Annotated in this window: 22 protein-coding genes; 13 read left to right on the top strand and 9 right to left on the bottom strand. The window is 72.7% G+C overall.

All coding sequences use genetic code 11. The features are described from left to right. Positions 1-21: 21 nt before the first annotated feature. The 3 genes from dprE2 to G514_RS0103775 are packed head-to-tail and all read left to right on the top strand — an operon-like array spanning position 22 to position 5774. Positions 22-777, top strand: coding sequence for a decaprenylphospho-beta-D-erythro-pentofuranosid-2-ulose 2-reductase (gene dprE2, locus G514_RS0103765; protein WP_028650668.1), 756 nt, complete (start codon positions 22-24; stop codon positions 775-777). Between the two features lie 54 nt (positions 778-831). Then, positions 832-1590 (top strand): class I SAM-dependent methyltransferase, encoded by a 759-nt coding sequence (locus tag G514_RS0103770; protein WP_036563473.1) that lies wholly within the window; start codon positions 832-834, stop codon positions 1588-1590. Next, positions 1587-5774 (top strand): alpha-(1->3)-arabinofuranosyltransferase domain-containing protein, encoded by a 4188-nt coding sequence (locus G514_RS0103775; RefSeq protein ID WP_028650670.1) that lies wholly within the window; start codon positions 1587-1589, stop codon positions 5772-5774. Before G514_RS0103770 ends, G514_RS0103775 begins: the two co-directional genes overlap by 4 nt. Here the strand turns inward: G514_RS0103775 and G514_RS24715 are convergent. The 3 genes from G514_RS24715 to G514_RS0103790 are packed head-to-tail and all read right to left on the bottom strand — an operon-like array spanning position 5764 to position 10759. After that, entirely contained in the window at positions 5764-6987 is a 1224-nt protein-coding gene (locus G514_RS24715; protein ID WP_051246666.1) for an acyltransferase family protein, read from the bottom strand. The two genes, G514_RS0103775 and G514_RS24715, sit on opposite strands and share 11 nt — an antisense overlap. Then, on the bottom strand, positions 6987-8885 hold the full coding sequence (locus G514_RS0103785; protein ID WP_028650671.1) for a hypothetical protein: 1899 nt from the start codon (positions 8883-8885) through the stop codon (positions 6987-6989). Before G514_RS0103785 ends, G514_RS24715 begins: the two co-directional genes overlap by 1 nt. Next, positions 8882-10759 (bottom strand): hypothetical protein, encoded by a 1878-nt coding sequence (locus tag G514_RS0103790; protein WP_028650672.1) that lies wholly within the window; start codon positions 10757-10759, stop codon positions 8882-8884. Before G514_RS0103790 ends, G514_RS0103785 begins: the two co-directional genes overlap by 4 nt. 123 nt (positions 10760-10882) lie before the next feature. Here G514_RS0103790 and G514_RS0103795 point away from each other — a divergent pair, with 123 nt between their 5' ends. Then, on the top strand, positions 10883-11803 hold the full coding sequence (locus tag G514_RS0103795) for a PorA family protein (RefSeq protein WP_028650673.1): 921 nt from the start codon (positions 10883-10885) through the stop codon (positions 11801-11803). A 15-nt stretch (positions 11804-11818) separates the two neighbouring features. Here the strand turns inward: G514_RS0103795 and G514_RS0103800 are convergent, their stop codons facing one another. Further along, positions 11819-12652, bottom strand: coding sequence for a class I SAM-dependent methyltransferase (locus G514_RS0103800; protein WP_036563475.1), 834 nt, complete (start codon positions 12650-12652; stop codon positions 11819-11821). A 531-nt stretch (positions 12653-13183) separates the two neighbouring features. Between G514_RS0103800 and G514_RS24720 the strand changes: the two genes are divergently transcribed. The 3 genes from G514_RS24720 to rpsA all read left to right on the top strand — a co-directional run bounded on the left by G514_RS24720 (position 13184) and on the right by rpsA (position 16720). Beyond that, positions 13184-14116: a phosphotransferase family protein gene (locus G514_RS24720; RefSeq protein WP_051246668.1), complete on the top strand. Its 933-nt coding sequence runs from the start codon at positions 13184-13186 to the stop codon at positions 14114-14116. Next, positions 14113-15042, top strand: coding sequence for a hypothetical protein (locus G514_RS0103810; protein ID WP_028650675.1), 930 nt, complete (start codon positions 14113-14115; stop codon positions 15040-15042). Before G514_RS24720 ends, G514_RS0103810 begins: the two co-directional genes overlap by 4 nt. A 199-nt stretch (positions 15043-15241) precedes the next feature. After that, positions 15242-16720: a 30S ribosomal protein S1 gene (gene rpsA / locus G514_RS0103815; protein ID WP_028650676.1), complete on the top strand. Its 1479-nt coding sequence runs from the start codon at positions 15242-15244 to the stop codon at positions 16718-16720. A gap of 179 nt (positions 16721-16899) precedes the next feature. On the opposite strand, the gene G514_RS30110 is transcribed toward rpsA, so the two are convergent. Further along, complete coding sequence (locus G514_RS30110) at positions 16900-17046, bottom strand: hypothetical protein (RefSeq protein ID WP_157544585.1); 147 nt, start codon at positions 17044-17046, stop codon at positions 16900-16902. Positions 17047-17139: 93 nt separating this feature from the next. Here G514_RS30110 and G514_RS0103825 point away from each other — a divergent pair, with 93 nt between their 5' ends. Both G514_RS0103825 and G514_RS24725 read left to right on the top strand, forming a co-directional pair. After that, the gene (locus tag G514_RS0103825; RefSeq protein WP_036563477.1) at positions 17140-18117 is read left to right on the top strand and encodes a GlxA family transcriptional regulator; all 978 of its coding nucleotides are present in this window, start codon (positions 17140-17142) and stop codon (positions 18115-18117) included. A 176-nt stretch (positions 18118-18293) separates the two neighbouring features. After that, on the top strand, positions 18294-19097 hold the full coding sequence (locus G514_RS24725) for a sulfotransferase family protein (protein ID WP_036563478.1): 804 nt from the start codon (positions 18294-18296) through the stop codon (positions 19095-19097). 4 nt (positions 19098-19101) lie between these two features. Here G514_RS24725 and G514_RS24730 read toward each other — a convergent pair whose 3' ends face one another. Then, complete coding sequence (locus tag G514_RS24730; protein WP_036563480.1) at positions 19102-20355, bottom strand: class I adenylate-forming enzyme family protein; 1254 nt, start codon at positions 20353-20355, stop codon at positions 19102-19104. Between the two features lie 78 nt (positions 20356-20433). Between G514_RS24730 and G514_RS24735 the strand changes: the two genes are divergently transcribed. Together G514_RS24735 and G514_RS24740 are read left to right on the top strand one after the other, a co-directional pair. After that, positions 20434-20991 (top strand): RNA polymerase sigma factor, encoded by a 558-nt coding sequence (locus G514_RS24735; RefSeq protein WP_036563580.1) that lies wholly within the window; start codon positions 20434-20436, stop codon positions 20989-20991. Continuing rightward, entirely contained in the window at positions 20984-21853 is an 870-nt protein-coding gene (locus G514_RS24740; RefSeq protein ID WP_036563481.1) for a hypothetical protein, read from the top strand. The genes G514_RS24735 and G514_RS24740 overlap by 8 nt, the downstream gene beginning before the upstream one ends. Positions 21854-21860: 7 nt before the next feature. Here G514_RS24740 and G514_RS0103850 read toward each other — a convergent pair whose 3' ends face one another. Then, positions 21861-22553 carry a TetR/AcrR family transcriptional regulator gene (locus G514_RS0103850; protein WP_028650679.1) on the bottom strand — a complete coding sequence of 231 codons (693 nt, stop codon included), beginning with the start codon at positions 22551-22553 and terminating at the stop codon, positions 21861-21863. A 132-nt stretch (positions 22554-22685) separates the two neighbouring features. Here G514_RS0103850 and G514_RS0103855 point away from each other — a divergent pair, with 132 nt between their 5' ends. After that, positions 22686-23639, top strand: a complete 954-nt coding sequence (locus G514_RS0103855) for an NAD-dependent epimerase/dehydratase family protein (protein WP_028650680.1) — start codon at positions 22686-22688, stop codon at positions 23637-23639. Here G514_RS0103855 and G514_RS0103860 read toward each other — a convergent pair whose 3' ends face one another. Beyond that, a complete protein-coding gene (locus G514_RS0103860) occupies positions 23640-23987 on the bottom strand; it encodes a YciI family protein (RefSeq protein ID WP_028650681.1) in 348 nt (115 codons plus the stop codon). Positions 23988-24004: 17 nt separating this feature from the next. On the opposite strand from G514_RS0103860, the gene coaE reads away from it, so the two are divergent. Beyond that, the gene (gene coaE, locus G514_RS0103865) at positions 24005-24598 is read left to right on the top strand and encodes a dephospho-CoA kinase (RefSeq protein ID WP_028650682.1); all 594 of its coding nucleotides are present in this window, start codon (positions 24005-24007) and stop codon (positions 24596-24598) included. Positions 24599-24773: 175 nt separating this feature from the next. Here coaE and G514_RS0103870 read toward each other — a convergent pair whose 3' ends face one another. Next, positions 24774-25727 (bottom strand): sigma-70 family RNA polymerase sigma factor, encoded by a 954-nt coding sequence (locus tag G514_RS0103870; protein ID WP_028650683.1) that lies wholly within the window; start codon positions 25725-25727, stop codon positions 24774-24776. Between the last annotated feature and the right edge of the window lie 91 nt (positions 25728-25818).

Genomic DNA, 25818 nt, shown 5'->3' on the forward strand with positions numbered 1-25818 from the left:
CACCCCAGGATCGAGGAGACCATGCTCAACGCGCTCGGCGAGCCACAGTCGCTGCTGCTGCTCGGCGGCACCAGCGACATCGCCCTGGCCGTCGCGGCGAGGTACGCCGAGAGCGGACCCCTCCGGGTGGTGCTCGCGGCACGCCCCGGTCCGCGACGCACCGAGGCGGTGACCCGGCTCTCCGCGCTCGGCGCGGTCGTCGAGGCGCTCGACTTCGAGGCCACCGACACCGCCAGCCACCCCGCGCTCGTCGAGCAGGCCGCCTCGGGCGGCGACCTCGACGTCGTCCTCGTGGCCTTCGGCGTCCTCGGTGACGAGGAACAAGCCTGGCAGGACCACGATGCCGCCGTCCGGCTCGCCCAGGTCAACTACGTCGGCCCGGTCAGCGTCGGCACCGCGCTCGCCGCACAGGTACGTCGCCAGGGCCACGGCGTCATCGTGTTCCTCTCCTCGGTCGCCGGCGAGCGGGTCCGGCGCTCCAACTTCGCCTACGGCGCGAGCAAGGCCGGCGCGGACGGGTTCTACCTCGGCCTGGGCGAGGCGCTGCGCGAGCACGGCGGCCACGTGCTCGTCGTCCGCCCCGGGTTCGTGCACACGAAGATGACCGAGGGCCGCGACGCGGCACCGCTCTCCGTCGGGCCCGACGAGGTCGCCGAGGCCGTGGTCGCCGGCGTCGCCGATCGCAAGGAGCTCGTCTGGGTGCCGGCCGCGCTGCGCGTCGTGATGTCGGGACTCCGGCACGTGCCGCGCCCGCTCTTCCGGCGCCTGCCGCTCTGATCCCGTCACTGTCCGTCGCCGTCCGTCACCACCGCCATCGTTAGGGTCTCCGCCATGTCCGGTCGCAGTGCTCCACCGCGCTCGGACACGCCCTGGCGGGCCGACCTGCGGCGCTCGCGACAGCTGTTCGCCGACTTCCGGGTCGAGCAGACCGACCCCGCCCGCTTCTACGGTGCTCTGGCCCGCGACTCGGTCGGCCAGCTCTCGGGCTACCTCGACCTCCGGGGCGCGACCATGCTCGACGTCGGGGGCGGCCCTGGCTTCTTCCGCGACGCGTTCGAGGCCGCCGGAGCGACGTACTGGGCCCTCGACGCGGACGTCGGCGAGCTCTCAGGACAGGGCGCCATCGCCGCGGGCACCGTGATCGGTGACGGGATGCGGCTGCCTTTCCGCGACGACGCGGTCGACCTCTGCTACTCCTCCAACGTCCTCGAGCACGTGCCCGACCCGTGGCGGATGGCCGAGGAGATGCTCCGCGTGACGCGGCCCGGCGGCATCGCGTTCATCTCCTACACCTCGTGGTACGGCCCCTGGGGCGGGCACGAGACCGCACCCTGGCACTTCCTCGGCGGCGCGCGGGCACGCCGGCGCTACCTCGCGCGGCACGGGCACGAGCCGAAGAACAGGTACGGCGAGTCGCTGTTCGAGGTCACCGTGAAGCAGGGTCTCGACTGGGCGCGGACCCAGCGCCTCGGCGAGGTCGTCGACGTGATCCCTCGCTACAACCCCCGGTGGGCCTACGGCCTCACCCGGGTGCCGGGCCTGCGCGAGCTCGTGACGTGGAACCTCGTGATCGTGGTGCGCGCCCGGTGAGCGACCAGACCGCCCGCCCGGAGAAGGCCACCGACCCGGTGCGGCCCCGCGCCGTCGCGACCTCGGCGCTGCGCCAGGTCGGCTACGCCGCGATCCTGACGGCCGTCGCGTTCTCCCAGTCGGCGGGCCAGGTGGTCGCGGACACGAAGTTCGACCTCGTCACCGGCCCGGCCCGGTTCCTCCGGACGGGCCTGCGGCTCTGGGACCCGTCCGCCGCGTTCGGCCAGCTCCAGAACCAGGCCTACGGCTACGCCTGGCCGATGGGCCCGTTCTTCCTGCTCGGCGACCTCGTGCAGCTGCCGCCCTGGGTGGTCCAGCGCCTGTGGTGGGCGCTGCTGCTGTGCGCGGCGTTCTTCGGGGTCCTGCGCCTGGCCCGCACCCTCGGCCTCGGCACGCCCGGCACCCAGGTGCTCGCGGCCTTCGCCTTCGTGCTGACACCCCGGATCACGACGCTGCTCGGCGGGGTCTCGGTCGAGCTGTGGCCGATGGCGCTCGCGCCGTGGGTCCTGGTCCCCCTGGTCCGCGCGAGCGAGCGCGGCTCCCTTCGCCGGGCCGCCGCGGTGAGCGCGCTCGTCATCGCCACCTGTGGCGGCGTCAACGCGATCGCGGTCGCCGCCGTGCTGCCCCTCGGGGTGGTCTTCATCCTCACCCGCGGCCGCGGTCCGCGTCGCTGGCGGTTGCTGGGCTGGTGGACGCTGTTCACCGGTCTCGCCACCGCCTGGTGGTGGCTCCCGCTGGTGCTGCTGGGCCGCTACAGCGTGCCGTTCCTCGACTACATCGAGAACGCCACCATCACGACCGTCCCCACCGACCTCACCCGGACGCTCGTGGGGGAGTCCGACTGGGTCGCGTACTTCGCGGGCATCGACTTCCAGGCGGGGCAGAAGCTGGTCACGACGCCGTTCCTCATGCTCGATGCGGCCGCCGTGGTCGCGCTCGGCCTGGTCGGGATCGCGCTGCGCGACAACCCGCACCGCCGGTTCCTGAGCCTCGGCCTGCTGACGGGGGTGGTGCTGGTCGGGTTCGGCTACGCCGGCGACCTGTCCGGGTTCTTCGCCGCCGACCGGACCGCGGCCCTCGACGGCGTCCTCGCGCCGCTGCGCAACCTGCACAAGTTCGACGTGGTGCTGCGCCTCCCGCTGGTGCTGGGCCTCGCGCACGCGATGGCCGCGCTCCCGAGGCTGCTGCGCACCCCGGACTCGCCGGGTGCGTCGCGGGGGGCCGTGTTCGCGGTCCGCGCGATGGCGGTCCTCGTGCTCGCCGGCCTGGCGCTGCCGTGGCTCCAGGACCGGATCGCCCCTCGCCAGGGCGTCGACGAGGTGCCGGCGTACTGGTACCAGGCGGCCGACTACCTCGCCGACCACGACGACGGCTCGGTGGCGCTCGAGCTCCCGGCGACGTCGTTCGGCGTCTACACCTGGGGCAACACCCACGACGACGTGCTGCAAGGCCTCGCCGAGAGCCCCTGGGCCGTGCGCAACGTCATCCCGCTGGCCCAGCCCGGCAACGTCGTCTTCCTCGACGCGGTGACCAGGGCCGTCGAGTCGGGGACGCCGAGCCCGACCCTGGCGCCGTACCTCTCGGCCAACGGCGTCGGCAGGCTCGTGGTCCGCAACGACCTCGACCGCTTCCAGACCGGGGCGCCAGACCCGGCCGTGGTCAGGGCCGTGCTGGAGGCCTCGCCCGGCATCACCCTGGCGCGCTCGTTCGGCCCCACGGTCGGTGCCCCGGCATCGACCAGGAACGCCACCGACGACGGCGACGTCCGCGTCGTCGCGTCCAGCGGGCTCTCGCTCGAGACCGGCTCGATCGACGTCTACGAGGTGGCGACCTCCACGCGCGGCGGCTCCGGCTCGGCGGGTGACGGCCTGGTCACCACCGCGCCGAAGATCGTGGTGGGCGACCCGTCGGCCGGTCTTCGCCGCAACCTGCAGGGGCTGGGCGCCGGCACCGGCGTCGTCGCCGAGGACGCCGAGGGCTACGAGGGCGGCCAGGTGCTCACCGACACCACGCAGCGCCGCGAGTCCAACTTCGCGGTCGTCCGGCGCAACGTGTCCGCGACCATGGGCGCCGCGGCCGGCTACCGGCTGCCCGGCCCCGAGCACACCCGCCGCTTCCTCGACGACGAGGACCGCTGGCAGACCACCGAGGCGTGGGCCGGGCAGGTCGGCGACGTGCTCGCCAGCTCGAGCCAGGCGTACGCCGACGGCCGGGTGCCCCTCGAGATCGGCTCGCACCCCGCGGCGGCCCTCGACGGCGACGACCACACCGCCTGGCGGTCCTCGGCGCAGCTCGACCCCACCGGCCAGTTCTGGCAGGTCAGCTTCGTCGGGGCGCAGCAGGTGCCGTCGGTCACCGTCCGGATGGCGAGCGACTCGGCGGAGGTGCCCGAGCTGGCGCTGCTCACCGGCGCAGGCCCGGCGACGCTCGTCGCCGCGCCGGAGCCAGGGGAGAGCCGGACCTACGCGCTCGGTGGCGAGCCCACGGACTTCCTGCGCATCACGGCGGCGGGCCGCGACCTCGAGTTGCCCGGCTCCTTCGGCCTGGCGGAGGTGCGGGTCGGCGAGGTCGCCGCGCAGCGGCTGCTCCAGCTCCCCGAGCCAGACGACCGCTACCCGGTCGACCTCATCAGCCTCGCCCGCGACCCCGACCTCGCCGCGTGTCTGCCGGTGGGCCGCTCGCTCGCCTGCGACGACGCGCTCGGCGCCCCGGGGGAGGACGGCGACACCCTGGCGCGACGCCTGCGGCTCGCCAACCCCGACACCTACCGCCTGACGGGCACCGTCTCGCTGCGCCGGCACCTCGCGGGCCGGTCGCTGACGCCCGACGGCCCGGCGGCGGCCTCGGGGGTCGACGACGCCACGCAGGACGTCGGCCGGAGCCCGTCGGCCGCCATCGACGGCGACCGCCGCACGACCTGGGTGTCGGCCTCCGACGACGCCCAGATCACGGTCACCCTGCCCGAGCAGCAGACCGTGCACCGGCTGCGGCTGCAGCTCGACCCCGCCGCGCCCGCCTCGCGGCCCACCGAGGTGCTCGTCAGCTCCGGCGACCTCGAGGCGACCGTGAGCCTCGACGCCCAGGGCCGTGGCGACCTGCCGAGCTGGGACGTCCGCACGCTCACGGTCCGCATCACCGAGGTCGAGACGGCGGCCAACCTCATCGGAGGCGACTTCTCGCCCGCGCGGTCGGGGATCAGCGAGCTGACGATCAACGGCCACCGCCTCCTCCGGCTGCCGGGCGCGCCGGTGGCCTACCCGTGCGGCAGCGGCCCGACGATCGCCGTCGGCGACCGGGTGATCGCGACCGCGCTGCGCGCGTCGGTCAGCGACCTGGTGCGCGGCACCGCCGTGCCGTTCGAGCCGTGCACCCGCGGCGAGCTGCCGCTCGAGGCCGGCGTCACCGACGTGATCGCGCTGCCCTCGGGACTGTTCCGCGTCGACACGATCTCCCTGGCCCGCACAGGGGCCGCTTCGGCCAGCGCCGAGCCCTTCCAGGTCCACCGCGACGCCGACGGCCTCCCGCGCTCCGCGAGCCTGCCCGCGCGGTCCGACTGGTCGGTGGTCTCGCTGCCGCAGAACTTCAACGACGGCTGGGAGGCCCGGGCCGGCGACGTCACGCTCGAGCCGCAGCGCGTCGACGGCTGGAAGCAGGGCTGGGTCCTCGGCCCGGGCGGGCCCGCCGAGGTGACCTTCACCTACCAGCCCACGACGCTGTTCACGGGCTCCCTGATGGCCGGCGGTGTCGGGGTGCTGATCTGCCTGCTCTGCGCGCTGCTGCCCGGCCGCCGGCGCCATGAGCTGCCGGCGCTCGCCGAGGGCCGGGTCGGGCTGCTCGACCTCGCGGTCGTGCTCGTCGCGGGCGGCCTCCTGGCCGGGGTGTGGGGCCTCGCCGGGTTCGGGGCAGCCGTCGCCGTCGGCCTGCTGACGCGCCGACGTACGGTCGAGTGGGGCACCGCCGCGGCGCTCGCGATGGTGCTCGCCGGGCTGGGTCTCAGCTGGGACCGGATCAACGAGGCCGACTGGGCCAACGACTGGCGGCAGGGCTGGAGTCTCGCCGCGATCGCCTTCGTGGTCGCCGCGCTGGCCGCCAGGTGGGCCGGGCGCCGGCAGCGACCGCGGCGCAGGGCGGCCGAAGGCCCTCCCGAGACGCAGGCACGCGAGCCCCGACGGGTCAGCGGCTGACCGTGGTGCCCTGCGCCCGGCGGGGCGCCGACTCCATGCGCGCGAAGAAGCCGATGTTCTTCAGCCTCAGCACCCGCTTCTCGAACAGGTAGTACGACGCCGTCGCGAGCGCGATCGTCACGCCGAGCGTGAGCACGGAGACGGTGAGGAACCGGCCGGTGAAGACGTCGAGGTCGAGCGCCCGGAAGACGAGGTTCAGCACCAGCATGTGGATCGCGAAGATCCCGTAGGAGACCTCGCCGAGCCAGGTCGGCACCGGCCCGCTGAGCTGCTCGCGGACCCAGCCCTCCCGCTCCGGGCCGAAGACCAGCGGCAGCAGGTAGAACGCCCCGGCCACCGTGTAGAGCACGACCTTCGAGCCCGCCTCCCACGCGCCCGGGACCAGCAGCAGCCGAGGGCCGGCCAGCGGGGTGCAGGCGATCGCGAAGACGGCGGTCGCGAGGATCCAGCAGCCCGGGAGGTCGCGCGCGAGCCGCTCGACGACGTGCTCGCGCGGCCGCACCGCCAGGCTCGCCGAGAGCGCGGCGAACACCATGCCCACGGCGAACCACGGGAGGAAGCCGGGCAGCCACTGGGCGTAGTGCCCGCGGTAGCCCGGGATCTGTGCGACCACCACCTGCCACACGAGTCCGGCCACCGACAGCGCGGCGAGGCGGACGGACACGGTCACGAGGCGCAACCCGGGGGCGCGGCCGATCACGGCGAGGCAGATGAGCGGCATCAGCAGGTAGAACGCGACCTCGGTGCACAGGCTCCACATGTGGGTCAGCGAGCTCGACAGCAGACCGTCGCGGTAGAGCTGGGTCAGCGTCAGGTCGCCCAGCCAGTCGCGCCAGTCGGCGCCGCGGTTCTCCGGGTCGATGAGGAGGGCCGCCACGACGACCACCCAGTAGAGCGGCAGGATGCGCAGCGCCCGCTTCCAGAGGTAGTGGCGCACCGACGGGGCGGAGGTCCCGAGCGCCCGCGCCAGGAACCACGGCCGGCTCAGGAGGAAGCCCGAGAGGACGAAGAAGATCGTGACGCCGAAGTCGAAGCGCGCCAGCATCGCGCCGGTCCAGCCGTCGTTGATGCGGCCGGTGTTGAACGCCGCGTGCGTGAGCACGACCATGACGGCCCCGATCGCGCGCACCGCCGTGAGGGTCGGGAACGTGCGGTCGCGGAAGGTGGCAGCGTCCGCGGTCGCGGTGGCCGGCGTCGGTCCGGTGGTGGTCACTACTGGTTCTCCAGGTCGATCGGGTCGCGCTTGATCTTGTCGGCCTCGCCCGACTCGCCCTTCGGCACGAGCGGGGCGATGCGGCCGACGGTGACGTCGTCGGTGCACAGCGTGACACCGCTGCCCAGCGCCGAGATCGTCACCGAGTCGAAGTCGAGACCCGCCAGCACGTACATCGCGTGCAGCCCCGGCTGGACCGTGGTGGCGTGGCTCATCCCTCCGGCGGTGATCTTGACCGGGCTCGGCCCCGAGCTCAGGTAGCCGATCCGTACCCACCAGCCGCCGCCCAGCAGGGGGCCGTCCAGCGGGATCGCCACCGGGGACTGCCGGACGGTGTAGCCGCAGCCGGGGTCCGGGCCGGGCTCGTTCGCGCGGACTCCCTCGACCACCGCCTCCCTCAGCTGGCCGCGGTCGTCGAACATGGAGAGGTCGTCGGTCGCGACCTCGGTCCAGTCCGCGTGGGGGTAGCCCACCAGGATGCGGCTCTGCAGGTCCTCGGGGTAGCGGTAGCTGTTGGTGACGAAGTACGGCACGACGGTGTCGACGAGCGCGATGTCCTGCTTCGACGACGTGAGCGCCCCGGTCGCGTTCTGGATCCAGGTCCGTCCCCGGTGGTCGCTGTTCCAGGTGACGACGTAGCGGATCGAGGAGTAGGTCCCGAGCAGGGCGACCACGAGCACGAGTGCGGTGACCCGCCTCGGGCGGTCGAGGAGCTCGCTCGTGCCTCGCGGCTCGACCGTCTCCGTGGCCCCCGCGACAGGCACCGTGGCGAGGAACAGCGTCAGCCCGGTGATCAGGGCCATCTCGCCCTCGTAGCGCGTGGCGAGCCCGATCACGGCGCCGGCCGTGTTGGCGCGGGTGAGCAGGACCAGCACGACGTTGACCGTCAGGAACACCACCGGCAGCCACAGCGCCCGGGCGGCGCGCCGGCGGTGACGCAGGATCTCGGCCACGATCAGCCCGAGGGCGACGGCCGAGGCCACCATGAGCCCGTCGCCGGGGTTGACGATGCTCCACGGCTCGTCGAAGGGCCGGAGCCACCGGAACGGCCCGCCCACGGTGCCGGGCACGTAGACGTGCAGCACCATGTTCTTCGCCAGCTGGAAGCCCGGGTGGCCGGGGTGCTCCTGGCCCTGGTCGAAGTTCCCGCCGATGACCAGGTAGCTCGCGATGTAGAGGAGCCCGGTGCCGACGTAGATGGCCAGGGCCGCCCACCGGCCGCGGATGGCCGAGGCCAGCCGGGTCAGGCCGCGTCCGTGGGCGAAATAGCAGAGCGTGACCAGCGCGACCAGCACGTAGATCAGCGCCGACTTCTCGAAGAACAACAACCCGAAGGCGATCCAGAGGTCGGCGACGACGGCGTGCTGGAGCCGCCCGGTGCGCAGGTAGGTGACGTGTGCGGTGAGCGCGAAGGTGAGGGCGATCTGGAACGGCAGCAGGTTGATCGCCGCCGACCACCAGGTCATGGACTCGGCCGGGAACGAGGTGAAGAGGAAGATCGCGAGGGGCGGGAGGATCCCCGGCCGGGGGCCGCCCGCGAGCGTCAGGAGCAGCCGCAGGAACCCGAGCACGCCGACCGCCTGCATGAGCAGCAGCTCGGTGGCGGGCAGCGGCCAGTTGTAGTGGACGAGCCGGTGGTTGAGGTAACCGAGGTAGTTGCCCCCCGGCATGATGTGGCCGAAGTACGTCGCGGTGGCCGTCACCGGCGTGGCGTCACCGTGGTACATCAGCGAGACGAGGTTGTAGTCGTCGATCTGGTACCACGAGCCGTAGATGGCCCAGGCCCGGAAGGCCAGGTGGACGACGATCATCGCCGCCGCCACGAGCAGCACCCGGCGCGGGTGCCAGCGGCCGGCCTCGCGCCCCGACGGCTCGGCGCGGGTGGCGAGCGCGGTCACGACGCGGCCCGTTCGGGCTCGGGCAGCCCGAGGGTCAGCGACGTCACGCACGCGCCGGCCCCGGCGTCGTACCCGCTGAGCCGGACGGCGTCGAACTCGCCCCGGGCGGTCACGAACGCGCGGTGGGTCCCGGCGGGCAGGGCGAGGTCGTGGACCTCGTCGCCGGCGACGATCCGCACCTGCGTGTCCCTCGTCGCCTCGTAGTCGAGCTCGATCCACCAGCCGTCGCCGAACACCGGCCCGTTGAGCGGCACCTCGGTGGCGTCGCCGTCCAGCGCGTAGCCGCAGCCACCGGTCTCCTCGTTGCTCCGCGTCGGCGGGACGCCGACCCCGACCAGCCTCCCCGCGTCGTCGAACATGAAGAGGTCGTCGACCGCCTCCGTGGGGAAGGACGTGCGGTCGTCGAGGTTGCGGAACACGTGGCTGTAGTAGTTCTCCGGGTGCCGGTAGGCCCACAGCAGCGTCTGCGGGATGCCGGTGTCGACGAGCGGCACCGGCTGCGTCGGCGCGGAGCGGACCTGCTTCTCGACCTCCTCGACGTAGGCCCGTGAGGAGTTGCGGTCCTGCCAGAGGTCGACGTACCTCACGCTGGAGTAGGTCGCAGCCACGCAGATCACCGCCGTCACCGCGGCGACCAGACGCGCGTCGTCGAAGGTCCGGACGGCGCCCTCGCGGTGCGCCACCGTCTCCGTGGCGCCGACCACCGGCAGGAAGGCGAGCCCGACGCCGAGCACGAACATCGCGGCCGACTCGGTCTGGTAGCGGTACTCGCGGGCGATGTCCGGGCCGACGATGTTGGCGCGCGCCGAGGCGAGGAGGACGAGGTTGCAGAAGAGCGTGTACCCCAGGAGGCTCCAGGCGCGCTTGGTGCGGGTGCGCGTCAGGTAGGCGTAGGCGCCGAGGCCGAGCACCAGCACCCACGACACGAGGATCGTGACCTGGGCCGGGTCGGCGAAGGAGCCGACGGCGATGGGCTGCCACTGGAACGGGCCGCCGACCAGGGCCGGCGCGAGGGCGACGCCCAGCAGGTTGTAGGCGAGCGGGCTCCACGGCACGGCGTTGGTGCTGCCGGGGGAGAAGTCGAGGCCCCAGTGGACGTACGCCGCCAGGTAGACCGCCCCGACCGCGGCGTGGGCCAGCACGGCGGGCCGGTAGGTGTCCCAGACGTGCCGGAGGCGGTCGGGCGTCCGCCCGCGGCTGAACCAGCCCAGCGTCACCAGGGCGTAGACCCCGAAGACGAGCAGGGTCTTCTCGTAGAAGAGGAGGCCCAGCACCGTCCAGAGCAGGCAGACGACGAGGGAGCGGACCCTGCGGTGCCGCAGGTGGTCGACGTGCGCGTGCAGCCCGAACACCAGCGCCACCTGCATCGGGAGCTGGTTGATGCCGGCGGCGAACCAGATCCCGGCGGAGAGCGTGAAGACGTAGGCGAGGTAGGCGGCCAGGAGGGCGAGCACCATTGGGCGCCTGCCGAACAGCGAGACCAGCAGGCGCAGCATCCCGAGCCCGGCCAGTGCCTGGAGCGCCAGCAGCACGACCGCCCACGGCGCCCAGGAGTAGACCGCCACCTCGGTCAGCACCCGGACGGTGAGGAAGGCACCCGGCATGAGGTGGCCGCCGTACGACTCGAGGAGGTACGACGCGTCGAGGGGCTCGTTCATCGCGCGCGACATGAACGCCAGGTCGTCGAAGTAGAACCACGAGCCGGAGAGCGCCCAGCCCCGGAACACGAGCTGGAGCACGACCAGTGCGACGCCGTACGGAACGAGGTGCCGGGTCACCCGCTCGGGCCACTCGGACCCGGCGCGCCGGGTCGCGGGTGGGTGGAGCGGCGCGGGAGCGTCGGGCGCCCGCTGCTCCAGCTCGGGCTGCGACACGCCGTGGATTCTCGCACGTGAGCTGGTGCCCCACCGCCGCGCCGGGAGGCCCGAAAGCGGTGAGCGGCGACCAAGGTGACTCTGCGGTAGGTTGTGCCCGGATCTTTCTGGGAGGGGAGAGCAATGAAGGTACTGGCGCGGGTGCTCCTGGGGCTGGGGGGCTTCCTGCTGATCGCGGGGATCCTCGCTGTCAGCTACGCACCGGGGGTCGTCAAGAAGACGCCGCTCGACGTCGACACGACCACCATCTACGAGGGCCAGGCCGCCAAGCTCGACCCGCTGACCGGTGACTTCGAGACCCGGCCGGCGTACGCGATCCGGCACACGATGGCCGACTCCAAGAAGTCGGGCGACGACCACGTGATCATGGTGGAGACGGCCTGCGCGGTGTTCGACACCGGCGGCGCGCAGGAGTGCGTCAACGGCAACGACCCCGACCTGATCACGGCAAGCATCGACACCTTCGCCGAGGACCGCGTCTCCGCCGAGGCGGTCGACGACAAGAACCTCCCGGCCGACGCCGTGGCCCACAAGGGGCTGATCAACAAGTTCCCCTTCGACGTGGCCAAGAAGACCTACTGCTTCTGGGACGGCGACGTGGGCGACTGCGTCGACATCGACTACCAGGGCACCGAGACCCTGTTCGGCCTGAAGACCTACAAGTTCTCCTACACGGTCAAGGACGTCCCGATCCAGATCGGCGAGGGCATCACCGGCACCTACGACAACGTCGTGACGGTCTACGTCGACCCCAAGACGGGCTCGATCGTCAAGAGCGGCCAGGACCAGCAGCAGTTCCTCGACGACGGCACCCCGGTCGCCGACGTCGTGCTGACCCAGACCGACGACTCGGTCAAGGACGCCGTCGACGAGGCCAAGACCGCCGGCACGATGCTGACGATCCTGCTCACCGTCCTGCCGATCGTCGGGTTCGCCGGCGGCATCCTGTGCCTGCTCGGCGGCATCGCACTGGTCATGCGCGAGCGCAACGACGAGAGCGGCACGCGCGTGAAGGAGACGGAGACGGTCTCGCTCTCCAAGTAGCCCCGGCGAGGCCCGTCAGCGGGGTTGCGGCCGGGGCTGCCAGTCCGCGCCGAACAGCGCGGTGCCGGGCGTGAGCCTGCCCCGGGTCTGCGACCACCCGCCCCAGACCCGGTCGTGGCCCTCGGGCCACTCGGGCTCGAGCAGGTCGGTGATCCGGAAGCCGTGCCCCGCGAGGAGCGCGACCCAGTCGCCGAGCGTGCGGTGGTGCTCGACGTAGGCCACCGCGCCGGTCCGGTCCTCCACCTCGACGTACGGCGTGCGGTCCCAGTAGGACTGCGACGCCGTGAGCCCGTCGGGGCCGGGGTCGTCGGGGAACATCCACCGCGTCGGGTGGGTGACCGAGAACGCGAACCGGCCTCCCGGCCGCAGCACCCGTGCCGTCTCGGCCACCGCGTCGCCGATGTCGGCGACGAACTGCAGCGCCCCGAACGAGCAGAACACCACGTCGAAGGTGTCGGCCGCGAAGGGCAGCGCGGTCGCGGTGCCGAGCACGGAGGGCACGGCGATCCCGGTCTCGTCGTCGATGCGCCGCGAGTGCTGGAGCTGCCGCATCGACAGGTCGACGCCGATGCCGCGGCCGCCGTGGTTGCGCACCCACCGCGAGCACTGCCCGGCCCCGGAGCCGACCTCGAGCACGTCCTTGCCGTTGACGTTGCCGAGGATCCCTGCCTCGTCCTCGGTGAGCCCCTCGGGCCCCCACAGGAACCCGGCGTCGCCGAGGTAGCTGCCGTGCGTGGCCTGGTACTCGTCGGCGTAGCGATCCCAGTCGGGCCCGTTGGCCGCCCGCGACTCCCGCTCGCCGACGGCCCGGCGCTCCACCCGCACCGGCCGGTCGTACGGCGTGCCCATGGAGGGATGGTCCCAGACGTGGCCGAACCCCGAGCGCCCGACTCGGCGACCGAGCCGACCCACCGTGGCTGAGGTGCGACGAGCCCTGGCGACGAGCCCCGATGCGTCTGCAGGGAAGGCATCCGCGCATCCACCCGCTGATCGAGCCTGTCAAGATCGCCGCCGCGAAGGCACCCGAGCCGAGCAGGTCCCAGCGCAGGCTGCGGAGGCTTCGAGGCTCAGGCGCAGAACGCCTTCGCACCTCAGCCACCGTCGGGGCGTTGTCGTACGGCGACCTGGGCCGACCCACGGTGGCTGAGGTGCGACGAGCCCAGGCTCAGGCGCGCAGCACGCCTTTGCACCTCAGCCACCGTCGGGGGGGTTGTCGTACGGCGACCTGGGCCGACCCACGGTGGCTGAGGTGCGAGGACCCCTGGCGACGAGCCTCGAAGCCTCCGCAGGGAAGGCACCCGCGCAACCACCCGCTGATCGAGCCTGTCGAGATCACCGCAGCCCACGCTGGGGGCTACCGATCGCTTGGGAGACTGAGACGTGGACTTCTCCTCGTTGACGCCGCTCGAAGGGGGCTGGTCCGGGCAGACGTTCGTCGCCGAGACGGCGGGGGAGCGGAGCGTGGTCCGCATCTACCCTCCCGGCGCACGGCCGGAATCCGCGGCAGAGGTCGACGCGGCAGTGCTGCGGCTGGTCCGCGGGCTGCTGCCCGTGCCGGAGGTGCTGGAGGTCAGGCCGGGCCGGCCCGAGCTCGACCGGCCGGGGCTGCTCGTCACCTCGTTCCTCCCCGGCGTCCGTGGCGACGAGCTGCTGCCGACCCTCGACGACGCCGGCCTGGCTGCGGTCGGGGCCACGCTGGGCGCGTGCGCCGCGGACCTCGGCGGGATGCCGATGCTGCGGACCGGCCCGTTCGTCGACGCGCAGCTCGCGATCGGCGACTTCGGCGTGGACGGCCTCGCGGAGTACGTCGAGCTCCGGCTCCCCGAGCTGGCGCACCTCTCGCCGGACGAGATCGACGGGCTGCGCGAGGTCGCGGTGACGGCACAGGTCCTGCTCGACTCGGTCACCCGGTCCTGCCTGGTGCACAGCGACCTCAACCCGAAGAACGTGCTCATCGACCCCGGGACGCTGGAGCTCACCGGCGTCCTCGACTGGGAGTACGCGCACGCCGGGCACCCGTTCACCGACCTCGGCAACCTCCTGCGCTTCGACCGCGCCCCAGCGTTCGAGCGCGCCGTGCTCGCGGCGTACGAGGAGCGTCGCGGCACGCCGCCGCAGGAGGCCCTGCCCCTGGCCCGCGCCGCCGACCTCTGGGCGCTCGTCGACCTGGCCACCCGGCGTGCGGCGAACCCGGTCGCGGCCCGGGCGGACGGGTTGCTGCGCGCGATCGCCCGGCAACGGGACACCTCGGCCCCGGAGCCCGCACGGACCGACCGAACCGATCGACCGACGGTGGCGTCAGACAGCACATGAAGACCCTCCTCGTCTGCGCTCTCCTGACGGCCCTCCCGCTCGTGCCCGGCTCCGCCGCCGAGGCCGCGCCCAGCTGCCAGGGGGAGGCGGCCACGCTCGTGGGCAGGCCGGGGAGCACGGTGCACGGCACGATGGGCGCCGACGTCGTCGTCACCAACGGCGCCTCGCGGGTCGTCACGCTGGACGGCGACGACCTGGTCTGCGTCACCGGCGCCACCCGAGACGGCAAGCGGATGAGGATGGACACCGGGCCGGGCAACGACCGGGTGGCGGTGACCGGCCGCAACGCGGTCAAGGTGTTCCTGGGCGACGGTGACGACGCGTTCGACGGCGGGCGGGAGAACGACGTGGTCTTCGCCGGCTACCCCGACAGCTACGACTACTCACCGATCGACACCGGGACGGACATCATCCGCACCGGCGGCGGCGACGACCTGGTGCGCTCCAACGGCGCCGCGGACTCGCTCAGCCTCGGCAAGGGCGCCGACACCGTGCTGTGGACCGCCACGACCGGCACGGTCGACGGCGGCCGCGGCCACAACCGGATGATCTTGCTGACCGGCAGCGCCGCGAACACGCCGCCGGTGTCCTGGGTCCTCGACAACGTCGCCGGGCGCCTGACCCGCGACCGGGTCGCGGCGTTCACCTGGGAGCGCTTCGACGAGTTCAAGCTCCTCTTCCTGAACCGCGCGGACGAGCCACTGCTCGTGCTGGGAAGCGCGGCCGACGAGGTGTTCGACCTGTCCGCGGGCACCTCGCCCTTGGCCGGCGGAGTCACGATCCGCGCGCACGGTGGTGACGACACGATGCGCGGCACCGGGCAGGACGACGTGCTCGTCGGCGGGCCGGGGCACGACACCGCGGACGGCCGGGGCGGCGAGGACCGGTGCCTCACGGAGGTCAGGGACCGCTGCGAGGCCCGCTGAGCGTTTGGCCGCAGCGCCGGTGCGCGGCTAGGCTGTTCTATTGCGTAGAGGTCTGCCTGCGTCCCGGACGGAGCGGACTCCACGGCTCGCTATTGATGCCGGCGCCCACTCGGGTGCCAGTGCAGCAACCAGTCGGTAGTGAAACGGACTCCTGCGCGCGCCCGCTCGACATCTGCCCATCCAAGGACTCACCTACCTCATGACAGCCACGATCTCCATTCTTCCGGACTACGACGCGCCCCAGGTGGCCGTCAACGACATCGGGTCCGAAGAAGACTTCCTCGCCGCCATCGACGAGACCATCAAGTACTTCAACGACGGCGACATCGTGGAGGGCACGATCGTCAAGGTCGACCGCGACGAGGTCCTGCTCGACATCGGCTACAAGACCGAGGGCGTCATCCCCTCGCGCGAGCTGTCGATCAAGCACGACGTCGACCCCAACGAGGTGGTCGCGGTCGGCGACAAGGTCGAGGCACTGGTCCTCCAGAAGGAAGACAAAGAGGGTCGGCTGATCCTGTCCAAGAAGCGCGCCCAGTACGAGCGCGCCTGGGGCACGATCGAGCAGGTCAAGGAGGAGGACGGCGTCGTCGAGGGCACCGTCATCGAGGTCGTCAAGGGTGGTCTCATCCTCGACATCGGCCTGCGCGGCTTCCTGCCCGCCTCGCTGGTGGAGATGCGTCGCGTCCGCGACCTGCAGCCCTACGTCGGCCAGACGCTCGAGGCGAAGATCATCGAGCTCGACAAGAACCGCAACAACGTCGTCCTGTCGCGTCGCGCCTGGCTCGAGCAGACCCAGTCCGAGGTGCGCCACGGCTTCCTGACCCAGCTCCAGAAGGGCCAGATCCGCAAGGGCGTCGTCTCCTCGATCGTCAACTTCGGCGCGTTCGTGGACCTCGGCGGCGTCGACGGTCTGGTGCACGTCTCGGAGCTGTCCTGGAAGCACATCGACCACCCCTCGGAGGTCGTGACCGTCGGTGACGAGGTCACCGTCGAGGTGCTCGACGTCGACATGGACCGCGAGCGGGTCTCGCTGTCGCTCAAGGCGACGCAGGAGGACCCCTGGCAGCACTTCGCCCGCACCCACCAGATCGGCCAGATCGTGCCGGGCAAGGTCACCAAGCTGGTGCCGTTCGGCTCGTTCGTCCGGGTCGAGGAGGGCATCGAGGGCCTGGTCCACATCTCCGAGCTGGCCGAGCGCCACGTCGAGATCCCCGAGCAGGTCGTCCAGGTCAACGACGACGTCATGGTCAAGATCATCGACATCGACCTCGAGCGTCGCCGGATCTCGCTGTCCCTCAAGCAGGCCAACGAGACCGCCGCCGCGGCCGAGGTCGAGGACTTCGACCCGACGCTCTACGGCATGGCCGCGACCTACGACGACCAGGGCAACTACGTCTACCCCGAGGGCTTCGACCCCGAGACGGGCGAGTGGCTCGAGGGCTACGACGAGCAGCGCGCGATCTGGGAGGACCAGTACGCCAAGGCGCACGCCCGCTGGGAGGCGCACCTCAAGCAGCAGGAGGAGGCCGCCAAGGCCGAGGTCGAGGCCGGCGAGGCCACGTCCTACTCCAGCGGCTCCGAGTCCGAGTCCGACGAGACCGAGAGCGGCGGCTCGCTGGCCTCCGACGAGGCGCTCCAGGCCCTGCGCGAGAAGCTCACGGGCGGCGCCAGCTGACCCGCTGATCCTCAGCACCACCGAGTGCGGCCGTCCTCACGGACGGCCGCACTCGTGCGTCCTGGGCCGGACGGTGCGCGGGCGGACCGGCCGAGCCTGCTCGCACGCGCTCACGACGCACGAAGACCCGGCAGCTCACGCTGCCGGGTCTTCGTGGTCGGAGGGGGAGCCGGGCCTGCTCAACGCGTGGTCGGCGCGAGGAAGTCGGGGTCCTGGAAGTGGGAGACCGGGGGACGCTGAGGACCCCGGCCGTCGGTGAACACGCGGCGCACGGTGTCCGCGCTGAGGAGCACGGCGACCGCCAGAAGGAGGAGTAGGAAGGTCATGGCAGTAATCATGCTCTGATCGCATTCCTGCCACGAGTGGCAGGAATGCCACCCTGCGTTGATTTTCTGCCAACCGTGGTGCACGATGTCCGCATGAAGCCGGAGACCCTGCCGCCCGTGCACAAGGTGGCCGTGATCGTCCAGGACCACGCCGAGCCGTTCGGGCTCGGATCGCTGGTCGAGGTGTGGGGGGAGCCGGAGCACCCCGAGGACCGCACCCCGGTCTTCGACTTCCAGGTCTGCACGCCGCGCCCCGGCCGGGTGCGCGGCCGCTCCGACTACGACCTCTTCGTCGAGCGCGGCCTCGAGGCGACCCTCGACGCCGACCTGGTCTGCATCTCCCCCCACCACGACTACCTCCACCACGACCCCGCGGTGATCGAGGCGGTCCGCGCCGCGTCCGACCGCGGCGCGATCCTCTACGCGCACTGCTCGGGTGCCTTCGAGCTCGGCGCGGCCGGGCTCCTCGACGGCCGCGAGTGCACGACGCACTGGCGCTACACCCGCGAGCTGCAGGAGCTCTACCCCGAGGCCAAGGTCCAGCCCGACGTCCTCTACTGCCACGACGACAACGTGCTCACCGGGGCCGGGTCGGCCGCCGGCATCGACGCCTCGCTGCACCTCGTGCGGGACCTCTACGGCGCGCGGGTCGCCGCGACCATGGCGCGCCGGATCGTGGTGCCCCCGCACCGCGACGGCGGCCAGGCCCAGTTCATCGAGCGCGCCGTCCCCGACTGCGACAGCGAGACCTTCGGCCCGCTGCTCGAGTGGATCATCGGCCACCTCGACGAGGACCTCGACGTCGAGACCCTGGCCCGCAAGTCGCTGATGTCGCCGCGCACCTTCGCGCGCCGCTTCCGCGCCGAGACCGGTGCCACACCGCACTCGTGGGTCACGCAGCGCCGCGTCCTCCGCGCCGAGGAGCTGCTGGAGCAGACCGACCGCTCCGTGGAGTGGATCGCCTCCGAGGTCGGCTTCGGCAACGCCGCCACCCTGCGCCACCACTTCACCCGCTCGCGCGGCGTCAGCCCCCAGCAGTACCGCCGCACGTTCAGCCCCGGCGTCGCCTGAGCGACCTGTCGGCGCCACCGGCGGGTTGCTGATCGATCAGCAACCCCGGTGGGTGACTGATCGATCAGCAGGGCCCGTGGGTGACTGATCGATCAGCAGGGCCGGTGGGTGACTGATCGATCAGCAGGGCCGGTGGGTGACTGATCGATCAGCAACCCTCGGGCTAGGGTCTCCGCGTGGCCGGCACCTTCCTCCTCGGCGTCGGCTGCCAGAAGGGCGGCACGGCCTGGCTGCACCGCTACCTCGAGGGCTCGCCGCAGTGCGACCCGGGGTTCCGCAAGGAGTACCACGTCTGGGACGCGCTCGACCTCGCCGCGGGCCGGCTCGCCCGCGAGCGGATCGAGAAGCAGGGCGGGCAGCGCGCGGAGTTCCTGCGCGACCCCGACCGCTACTTCGACTACTTCAGCGGGCTGCTCGAGCCCGACGAGATCCGCCTGACGGCCGACATCACCCCCGGCTACGCCGGGCTGTCGACCGAGCGGCTGCGGATGATCCGCGACGGGTTCACGACGCGCGGGGTGCGTCCGGCGGCCGTCTACCTGCTGCGCGACCCGGTGGAGCGGATCTGGTCGGCGTCGCGGATGGATATGCGCCGGCGTGGCGACGAGGCGCCCGAGGACCCCGAGACCCGCGTCGGCCACATGTACAAGCACCCGATGTACGCCGACCGCACCCGCTACGACCTGACCATGGACGCCCTCGAGGCGGCGTTCCCGCCCGAGGACGTGTTCTACGGCTTCTACGAGCGGCTGTTCGGCGCCGAGACCCTGGCGCCGCTGTGCAGCTTCCTCGGCATCGACTTTCACGAGCCCGACACCGGCCGCCAGGTCAACGTCTCGCCGAAGTCCGAGGGCGCCGCGCTCCCGGAGGAGACGAGGCGCACCATCGCCCGCCACTTCAGCGGGGTCTACGACGCCGTGCAGCGCCGGTTCCCCGACCTCGACCTGGCCGAGCTGTGGCCGTCGATGCGGCTGCTCTGAGCGGTCACTCGAGGGGGAGCTCGGTCCGCAGCACCTTCCCGGTCAGCGTGCGCGGCAGGTCGGGCAGCGGGTGCCAGGTCTTGGGCCGCTTCGGCGGGGCGAGCCGCTCCCGGACCCACGCGTCGAGCTCGGCGGGCGTGGCGGCGCCGACGTACGCCGCGCACACCCGCTGACCCCACCGCTCGTCGGGGACGCCGTAGACGGCCGCGTCGTCGACGCCCGGGTGCTCGAGGAGCGCCTGCTCGACCTCGAGCGGGTAGACGTTGACGCCGCCGCTGATGACCAGGTCCTCGCGGCGGCCGTCCAGGAACAGGTAGCCGTCGTCGTCGAGCCGGCCGAGGTCGCCCACGGTGAACGCCGGCCCGTCCGGCGTCTCCCGCCAGGCGGCCGCGGTCTTGTCGGGGTCGCCGAAGTAGGAGAACCGGGCGAACGACGGCACCGCGCACCAGATCGTGCCGTCGGCGTCCGTCGTCAGCACCCGGCCGGGCCGGGCCCGCCCCACCGTGCCGGGCTGCTCCAGCCACTCCTCGGACCGGCAGGCGGTGAACTGTCCCTCGGTGGAGCCGTAGAACTCCCAGGTCGAGCCCTCCGGGAAGGTCTCGACGAGCCGCCGCTTCACGGCGTCGGGGCACGGTGCGCCCGCGTGGGCGACGAGCCGGAACGACGACAGGTCGGGCGTCCCGACCCGGTCCCAGTACGCGAACAGCCGCTGGAGGTGGGTCGGCACGCAGAACACCGACGTCGGCCGCTCGCGCTCGATCACCTCGGTGACCAGCGCCGGGTCGAAGGGGCCGGGCAGCACGATCCGGCCGCCCGCCAGCAGCGTCCCCATCGCGAACCGGAGCGGTGCCGAGTGGTAGAGCGGCGACACCACGAGGTTGACGTCGGTGTCCGCGAAGCCCCACAGCGACCGCTCCTCCGCCACCAGCGCCTCGGCGTCCGCCGCGGACAGCAGCCCGCTCCAGACGCCCTTCGGCGTCCCGGTGGTGCCGCTCGTGCAGTGCATCGGGCGCGCGCGGGGCAGGCCGCGGTGGTCGGCGTACGCCGCCCGCAGCCGCGCGAGCCCCTCGGCGGTCGTCACCTCGAGGGTGGGGGAGAGGCCGGCCAGGATTCGGCGGCGCTCGTGCTCGGTGAGCCGCGGGTCGAGCGGGATCGGGATCACGCCGGCCGCCAGCAGCCCGATCACCACGTCGACGTAGGCGGGCGACGGTGGCACGAGCAGCGCGACCCGGTCGCCCTCTCGCAGCGCGTCCTCCACGGACCCAACCTAGATCGGTGGGAACCCACCCCGACCCACCGGACATGTGAGGGTGTGAGGCAAGGAGGAGCAGTGGCGATGGCCGGCGACGAGCGCGAGCTCGTGGACGGGCTGCACCAGGACGACCCTGGTGCGCTCGCCGCGTTGTTCGACCGCTACGCCGACCGCATCTACAACCACTGCTTCCGCCACCTCGCCGACTGGGCCGAGGCCGAGGACGCCACCTCGTCGGTGTTCCTCGAGGTCTGGCGGCACCGGCAGCGCGTCCGGCTGCACGACGGCTCGGCGCTGCCGTGGCTCTACGGCGTCGCGACCAACGTGTGCCGCAACGCCGGCCGGTCGCGGCGCCGCTACCTCCGGGCGGTCACCGGCCTGCCCGCCGCGGCGCCCGAGCCCGACCACGCCGAGCAGGTGACCGACCGGCTCGGCTCCGAGGCCCGGATGCGCGACGTGCTCGCCCAGGTCGAGGCCCTCCCCGCCCGCGAGCGGGAGGTGCTCGGCCTCGTCGCCTGGTCCGGCCTCACCTACGAGCAGGCGGCCGCTGCCCTCGACGTACCGGTCGGGACCGTCCGGTCCCGGCTCTCCCGGGCCCGCGCCCGGCTCACCGAGCTCACGAAGGAGCACTCCGATGGCTGAACCCACCCCGCCGCCCGAGCGGCCGCTGCCCGACGACGCGCGCGCCCGGATCCGCGCCGACCTGCTCGCGCACGCCCACGAGCGCCGGTCGAGCGCCCCGCGGTGGCTGGCGCCCGTCGGCGCCGCCGCGGCGGTCGCGCTGGTCGCCGGGCTGGCGTACTGGGCGATCAGCCCCGGCGACTCCGAGCAAGAGGGGTTGCCGGTGACCGGGCGCGGCTCGACCACCGCGACGCCGACCCCCGCCCCAGAGCCGTCCGCGGCGACCGCGACCCCGAAGCCCGACGGCACCGGCACCCCCACGCCGGCCGCTCCCGAGACGCTCGCCGAGACCGCGGGCACCGCCCCGGCGCCCGACGACGCCGTCCAGGCCGGTGGGGGGTCGTGCGAGGACGAGCTGGAGTTCGTGCTCGGCGGCGCGTCCCTCGCGCTGCGCGTCGACGCCACCGCGTCGTTCTGGGTCAAGGGTGAGAAGTTCGTGCTCTGCGACGAGCTCCACGGCCGCACGACCGTGCACCGCGCGCTGCCGCTGACGGCCCGCGACGACGTCTCGACGTACGCCGTGAGCAGCGACTTCCTCGACGGCATGACCACCCGGTCGGCCGGCGGGCTGGTGCCGCAGGGTGCCGAGGACGTCTTCGACGTGGCCTACACCTTCCCGGACGGTCACACCGAGCACGCCACGACGGCGGTCGACGACCAAGGCCGCACGTGGTGGCGGATGACCTACACCTACGACGACGGCGGCGGCAACGAGCTGAAGAAGCCGCCGATCGAGGTCACGGTGTCGCTGTCGGGCGTGCAGAAGCGCTACACCCTGCGGTGGGGCCTCGACACCTGCGCCCAGGCCAACCACGGCTGCTGACCGGCGCTCAGAGCCCCAGGTCGTCGGCCAGCTGCTCGACCAGCGTGGCGTAGTGCGCCTCGTAGTCGAGCACCCCGCGGTACATGTGCCCGAACAGCTCCAGCGACACGTTGCCGAACAGGGTGGCCCACGCCATCAGCCCGCGCACGGTGTACGCCTCGTCGAGCTCGTCGACGACGAACGACCGGACGGGTGCGATCGAGGCCAGCTCGGCCTCGGTCGCCGGCCGCGTGGCCACGGGGGAGCGGCCGGCCGCGTGCGCGTCGGCCACCAGCGTCAGCAGGGCGGTCGACACCCGGGCGGCGGAGGCGATCGTGTCCTGCGGTGCCGCATAGCCCGGCACCGGGGAGCCGTAGGTGAGGGCGTACTCGTGGGGGTGCGCCACCGCCCACCCGCGCAGGCCCCGGGCAAGGCCGGTCCAGCGGCCGCGGAGGTCGGCACGCTCCGCGGTCGCGTCGCCGGCCTCGACCGCCTCGCCGAGGTCGTCGTAGGCCTCGATGATGAGGGCGGTCAGCAACGCGTCGCGGCTGGGGAAGTAGCGGTAGACCGCGGACGACGCCATCTCGAGGTCGCGCGCGATCTGGCGCACGGACAGCGCGGCCGGCCCGACCTCGGCGAGCTGGGCCTTCGCGCGGTCGAGGATCGCGCGGGTCAGCTCAGCGCGGGCGACGGCGCGAGCGGTGCGGGGCGCGGGGACCATGACGTCATTCTGGCACGAAACGAGAGCGGTGCACACAAATGTGAGCAATGCTCTTGATTCGGGGGTGAGAGTGCCCTAGCGTCGAGAACAGAGAGCGGTGCTCTCTATTCGGACGAGCTGAGGAGAACGAGGATGAACGAGCGACACGTGGTGGTCGGAGCTGGACCGGTCGGGCTGGCGACGGCGGAGCTGCTGGCCGGGCAGGGCCGAGACGTGCTGCTGGTGAGCCGCTCCGGGGTCGGCCCGGAGATCGCTGGCCAGGGGGCCGGCACCGTACGCCGCGAGGCAGCCGACGTCGCCGACGCCACCCGCCTGGTCGCGCTGGCCGAGGGAGCGACGGCGGTCTACAACTGCGTGAACCCGCCGTCGTACACCGTGTGGCCGCAGTTCTGGCCGCCGGTCGCAGCGGCGTTCCTCGAGGCCGCCGAGGCGTCCGGCGCGGTGCTCGTCACCGCGGCGGCGCTCTACCCCTACGGGCCGGTCGACGGACCGATGGTGGAGACCCTGCCCGATGCCGCGACGACCACGAAGGCCCGGATCCGTGCCGGCATGTGGGCCGAGGCCAGGCGTCTGCACGACGCGGGCCGGCTCCGGGCGGTCGAGGTGCGCGGCTCGGACTACATGGGGCCGCGGGTCTCGACGGCGACCGGGCACGTCGCCCGGGTGGCCCCGGCGGCGCTGCAGGGGAGGACCGTGCGGGTCTTCGGCCGCCCCGACCAGCCGCACTCGTTCACCGACGTCCGTGACATGGCCCGAGCGCTGGTCCGGGTCGCCGGCGAGCCGTCGGCGTGGGGCCGGGTCTGGCACGCGCCGACCAACCCCGCCAAGACCCAGACCGAGGTGCTCCAGGACGTCGCGGCGTCGGTGGGCCGCAGCGTCGGGAAGGTCAAGCCGATGCCGCGCGCCGTGCTGTCGGTCGGCGGCGCGGTCGTGCCGCTGCTCCGGGAGCTGCGCGAGACGGAGTACCAGTTCACCGCGCCCTACGTCCTCGACTCCTCCGCCATCGAGCAGGCCTTCGGGCTCACGCCCACGCCCTGGAGCGAGGTCTGCCGCGCCACCGCCGAGAACGCGCTGCGCGCGTCCTGACTACGCGCCCTCGACGTCGGCGACGGAGTGGGGGAAGCGGGTCGGCGTGAAGTGCACCGCGCCGGCCGGCACCTGCCAGGGCACCACGACGACGTCGAACCTGCCCGCCTGCACGACGGGGTCCGCCTCCTTGAGCGCGCGTGCCTCGTCGGGCGGGACCCGCAGGATCGAGAGCCCGCGGATCTTGTCGTGGCCGAGAGGGCCGGCAGCGACGAGGTGGCCCTGCTCGTGCAGGGTGGCGAGGTGGTCGAGGTGCGCGTCCTGCATCGCGCTCGCGGTCTCGTCGTCCCAGTCCGGCGCATCGTCGCGCAGGACCAGCAGGGACACGGTGAACGAGTCGAACTCCACCCTGTGACACTAGGCCCGTGCGCGTCGGTCTGACAGGGGGCATCGCCTCGGGCAAGAGCACGGTGGCCGAGCTCCTGGTCGGGCTCGGCGCGGTGCTCATCGACGGCGACGCGCTGGCCCGCGAGGTCGTCGCGCGCGGGACGCCGGGGCTGGCGCAGGTCGTCGAGGAGTTCGGCGAGGACCTCCTGACGCCCGAGGGCGACCTCGACCGGTCGGCGCTGGGCCGGATCGTGTTCGCCGACGAGGCGGCGCGCCGTCGGCTCGAGGCGATCACCCATCCGCTGATCTTCGAGAGGTACGCCGAGCTCGAGGCCGCCGCGCCGCCGGACGCGGTCGTCGTCCACGACATCCCGCTGCTCGCGGAGGCCGGCGCCGAGCGGGCCGCCACCTTCGACGCCGTGATCGTGGTCGACGTGCCGGAGGAGCTCCAGGTCGAGCGGATGGTGCGCGACCGCGGCTGGACGCGGGAGGACGCCGAGGCCCGCATCGCCGCCCAGGCCTCGCGCGAGGACCGGCTGGCCATCGCGACCCACGTCATCGACAACAGCGGCACCCTCGACGAGCTCCGGGCCCGGGTCGACGCGGTGTTCGCCGACCTGACGCAGCGTTGACCCGGCTCGAACCGCGCCGGGTCAACTTTCTCCAGGTTGACCCGGCGCGAAGTCCGAGCCGGGTCAACGAAGACGAGAGCCCCCGCCAGCTCGTGGCGGAGGCCCTCGTCCCTCGTGGAACCGCTGAGTCTCGGGTCTCAGCAGCCCTGCTCGGTGGCCGTCGGGCGTGAACCCGTCAGGCGGCGAGGTCGGGGTCGGCGATGCGCCGCAGCTTCTGCAGCGCCTCCCGCTCGAGCTGGCGCACCCGCTCGGCGGAGATGCCGTGCTTGGCACCGATGTCGGCCAGCTTGTGCTGGCGGCCGTCGGTCAGGCCGTAGCGCGAGCGGATGATGTCGGCCGCCCGGTCGTCGAGGTGCTTGACCAGCGTGTTGAGCCGGTCGCGGGACTCGACGTCGAGCACGGTCAGGTCGGGACCGGGCGCGGTCTCCTGGGCCATCAGGTCGCCCAGCGAGGTGTCGCCGTCCTCGTCGACGGGGGAGTCGAGGCTGACGTGCTCACGTCCCCAGGCCATCAGGTCGAGGACCCGGTCGAGCTCCATCCCGAGCTCGACCGCGATCTCGGCGGGCTCGGGGTCGCGGCCCAGCTGGCGCTCCAGGGTGCGGCGGGCGCCGCCGACCTGGTTGAGCTCCTCGACCACGTGCACCGGGAGGCGTACGACGCGCGCCTGCTGCGCGATGCCGCGCGTGATGGCCTGCCGGACCCACCACGTGGCGTAGGTCGAGAACTTGTAGCCCTTGGTGTAGTCGAACTTCTCGACCGCCCGGATCAGGCCGGTGTTGCCCTCCTGGATCAGGTCGAGCATCGGCATCTGGGCCCGGCCGTACTTGCGGGCGATCGAGACGACCAGGCGCAGGTTGGCGGTGATGAACGTGTCGACGGCCTTCCGGCCCTCCTCGGCGAGCCACTCGAGCTCCTCCTGCGAGGCGTTCATGGGCGCGCCGCCCTTCTTGCGGCCCACCCGACCCTCCCGGAGCAGGTGCTCGGCCATCAGGCCGGCCTCGATGGTCTTGCTCAGCTCGACCTCGGCCGCGGCGTCGAGGAGGGCGTTGCGGGCGATCTCGTCGAGGTAGAGGCCGACGCTGTCGCGTCCCTCGATCTCGCGCGTGGCACCCGTGGTGCGAGTCGCCATGGGATCCCTCCTTCGGTTCGTGGGACGTCGCAGTCGTCCCACGTAGATCACAACGCCCACGGTGACCGGGGGATTCCCTGTCAAACGTGGA

It is taken from the genome of Nocardioides halotolerans DSM 19273 (assembly GCF_000422805.1).
Lineage (GTDB): Bacteria > Actinomycetota > Actinomycetes > Propionibacteriales > Nocardioidaceae > Nocardioides > Nocardioides halotolerans.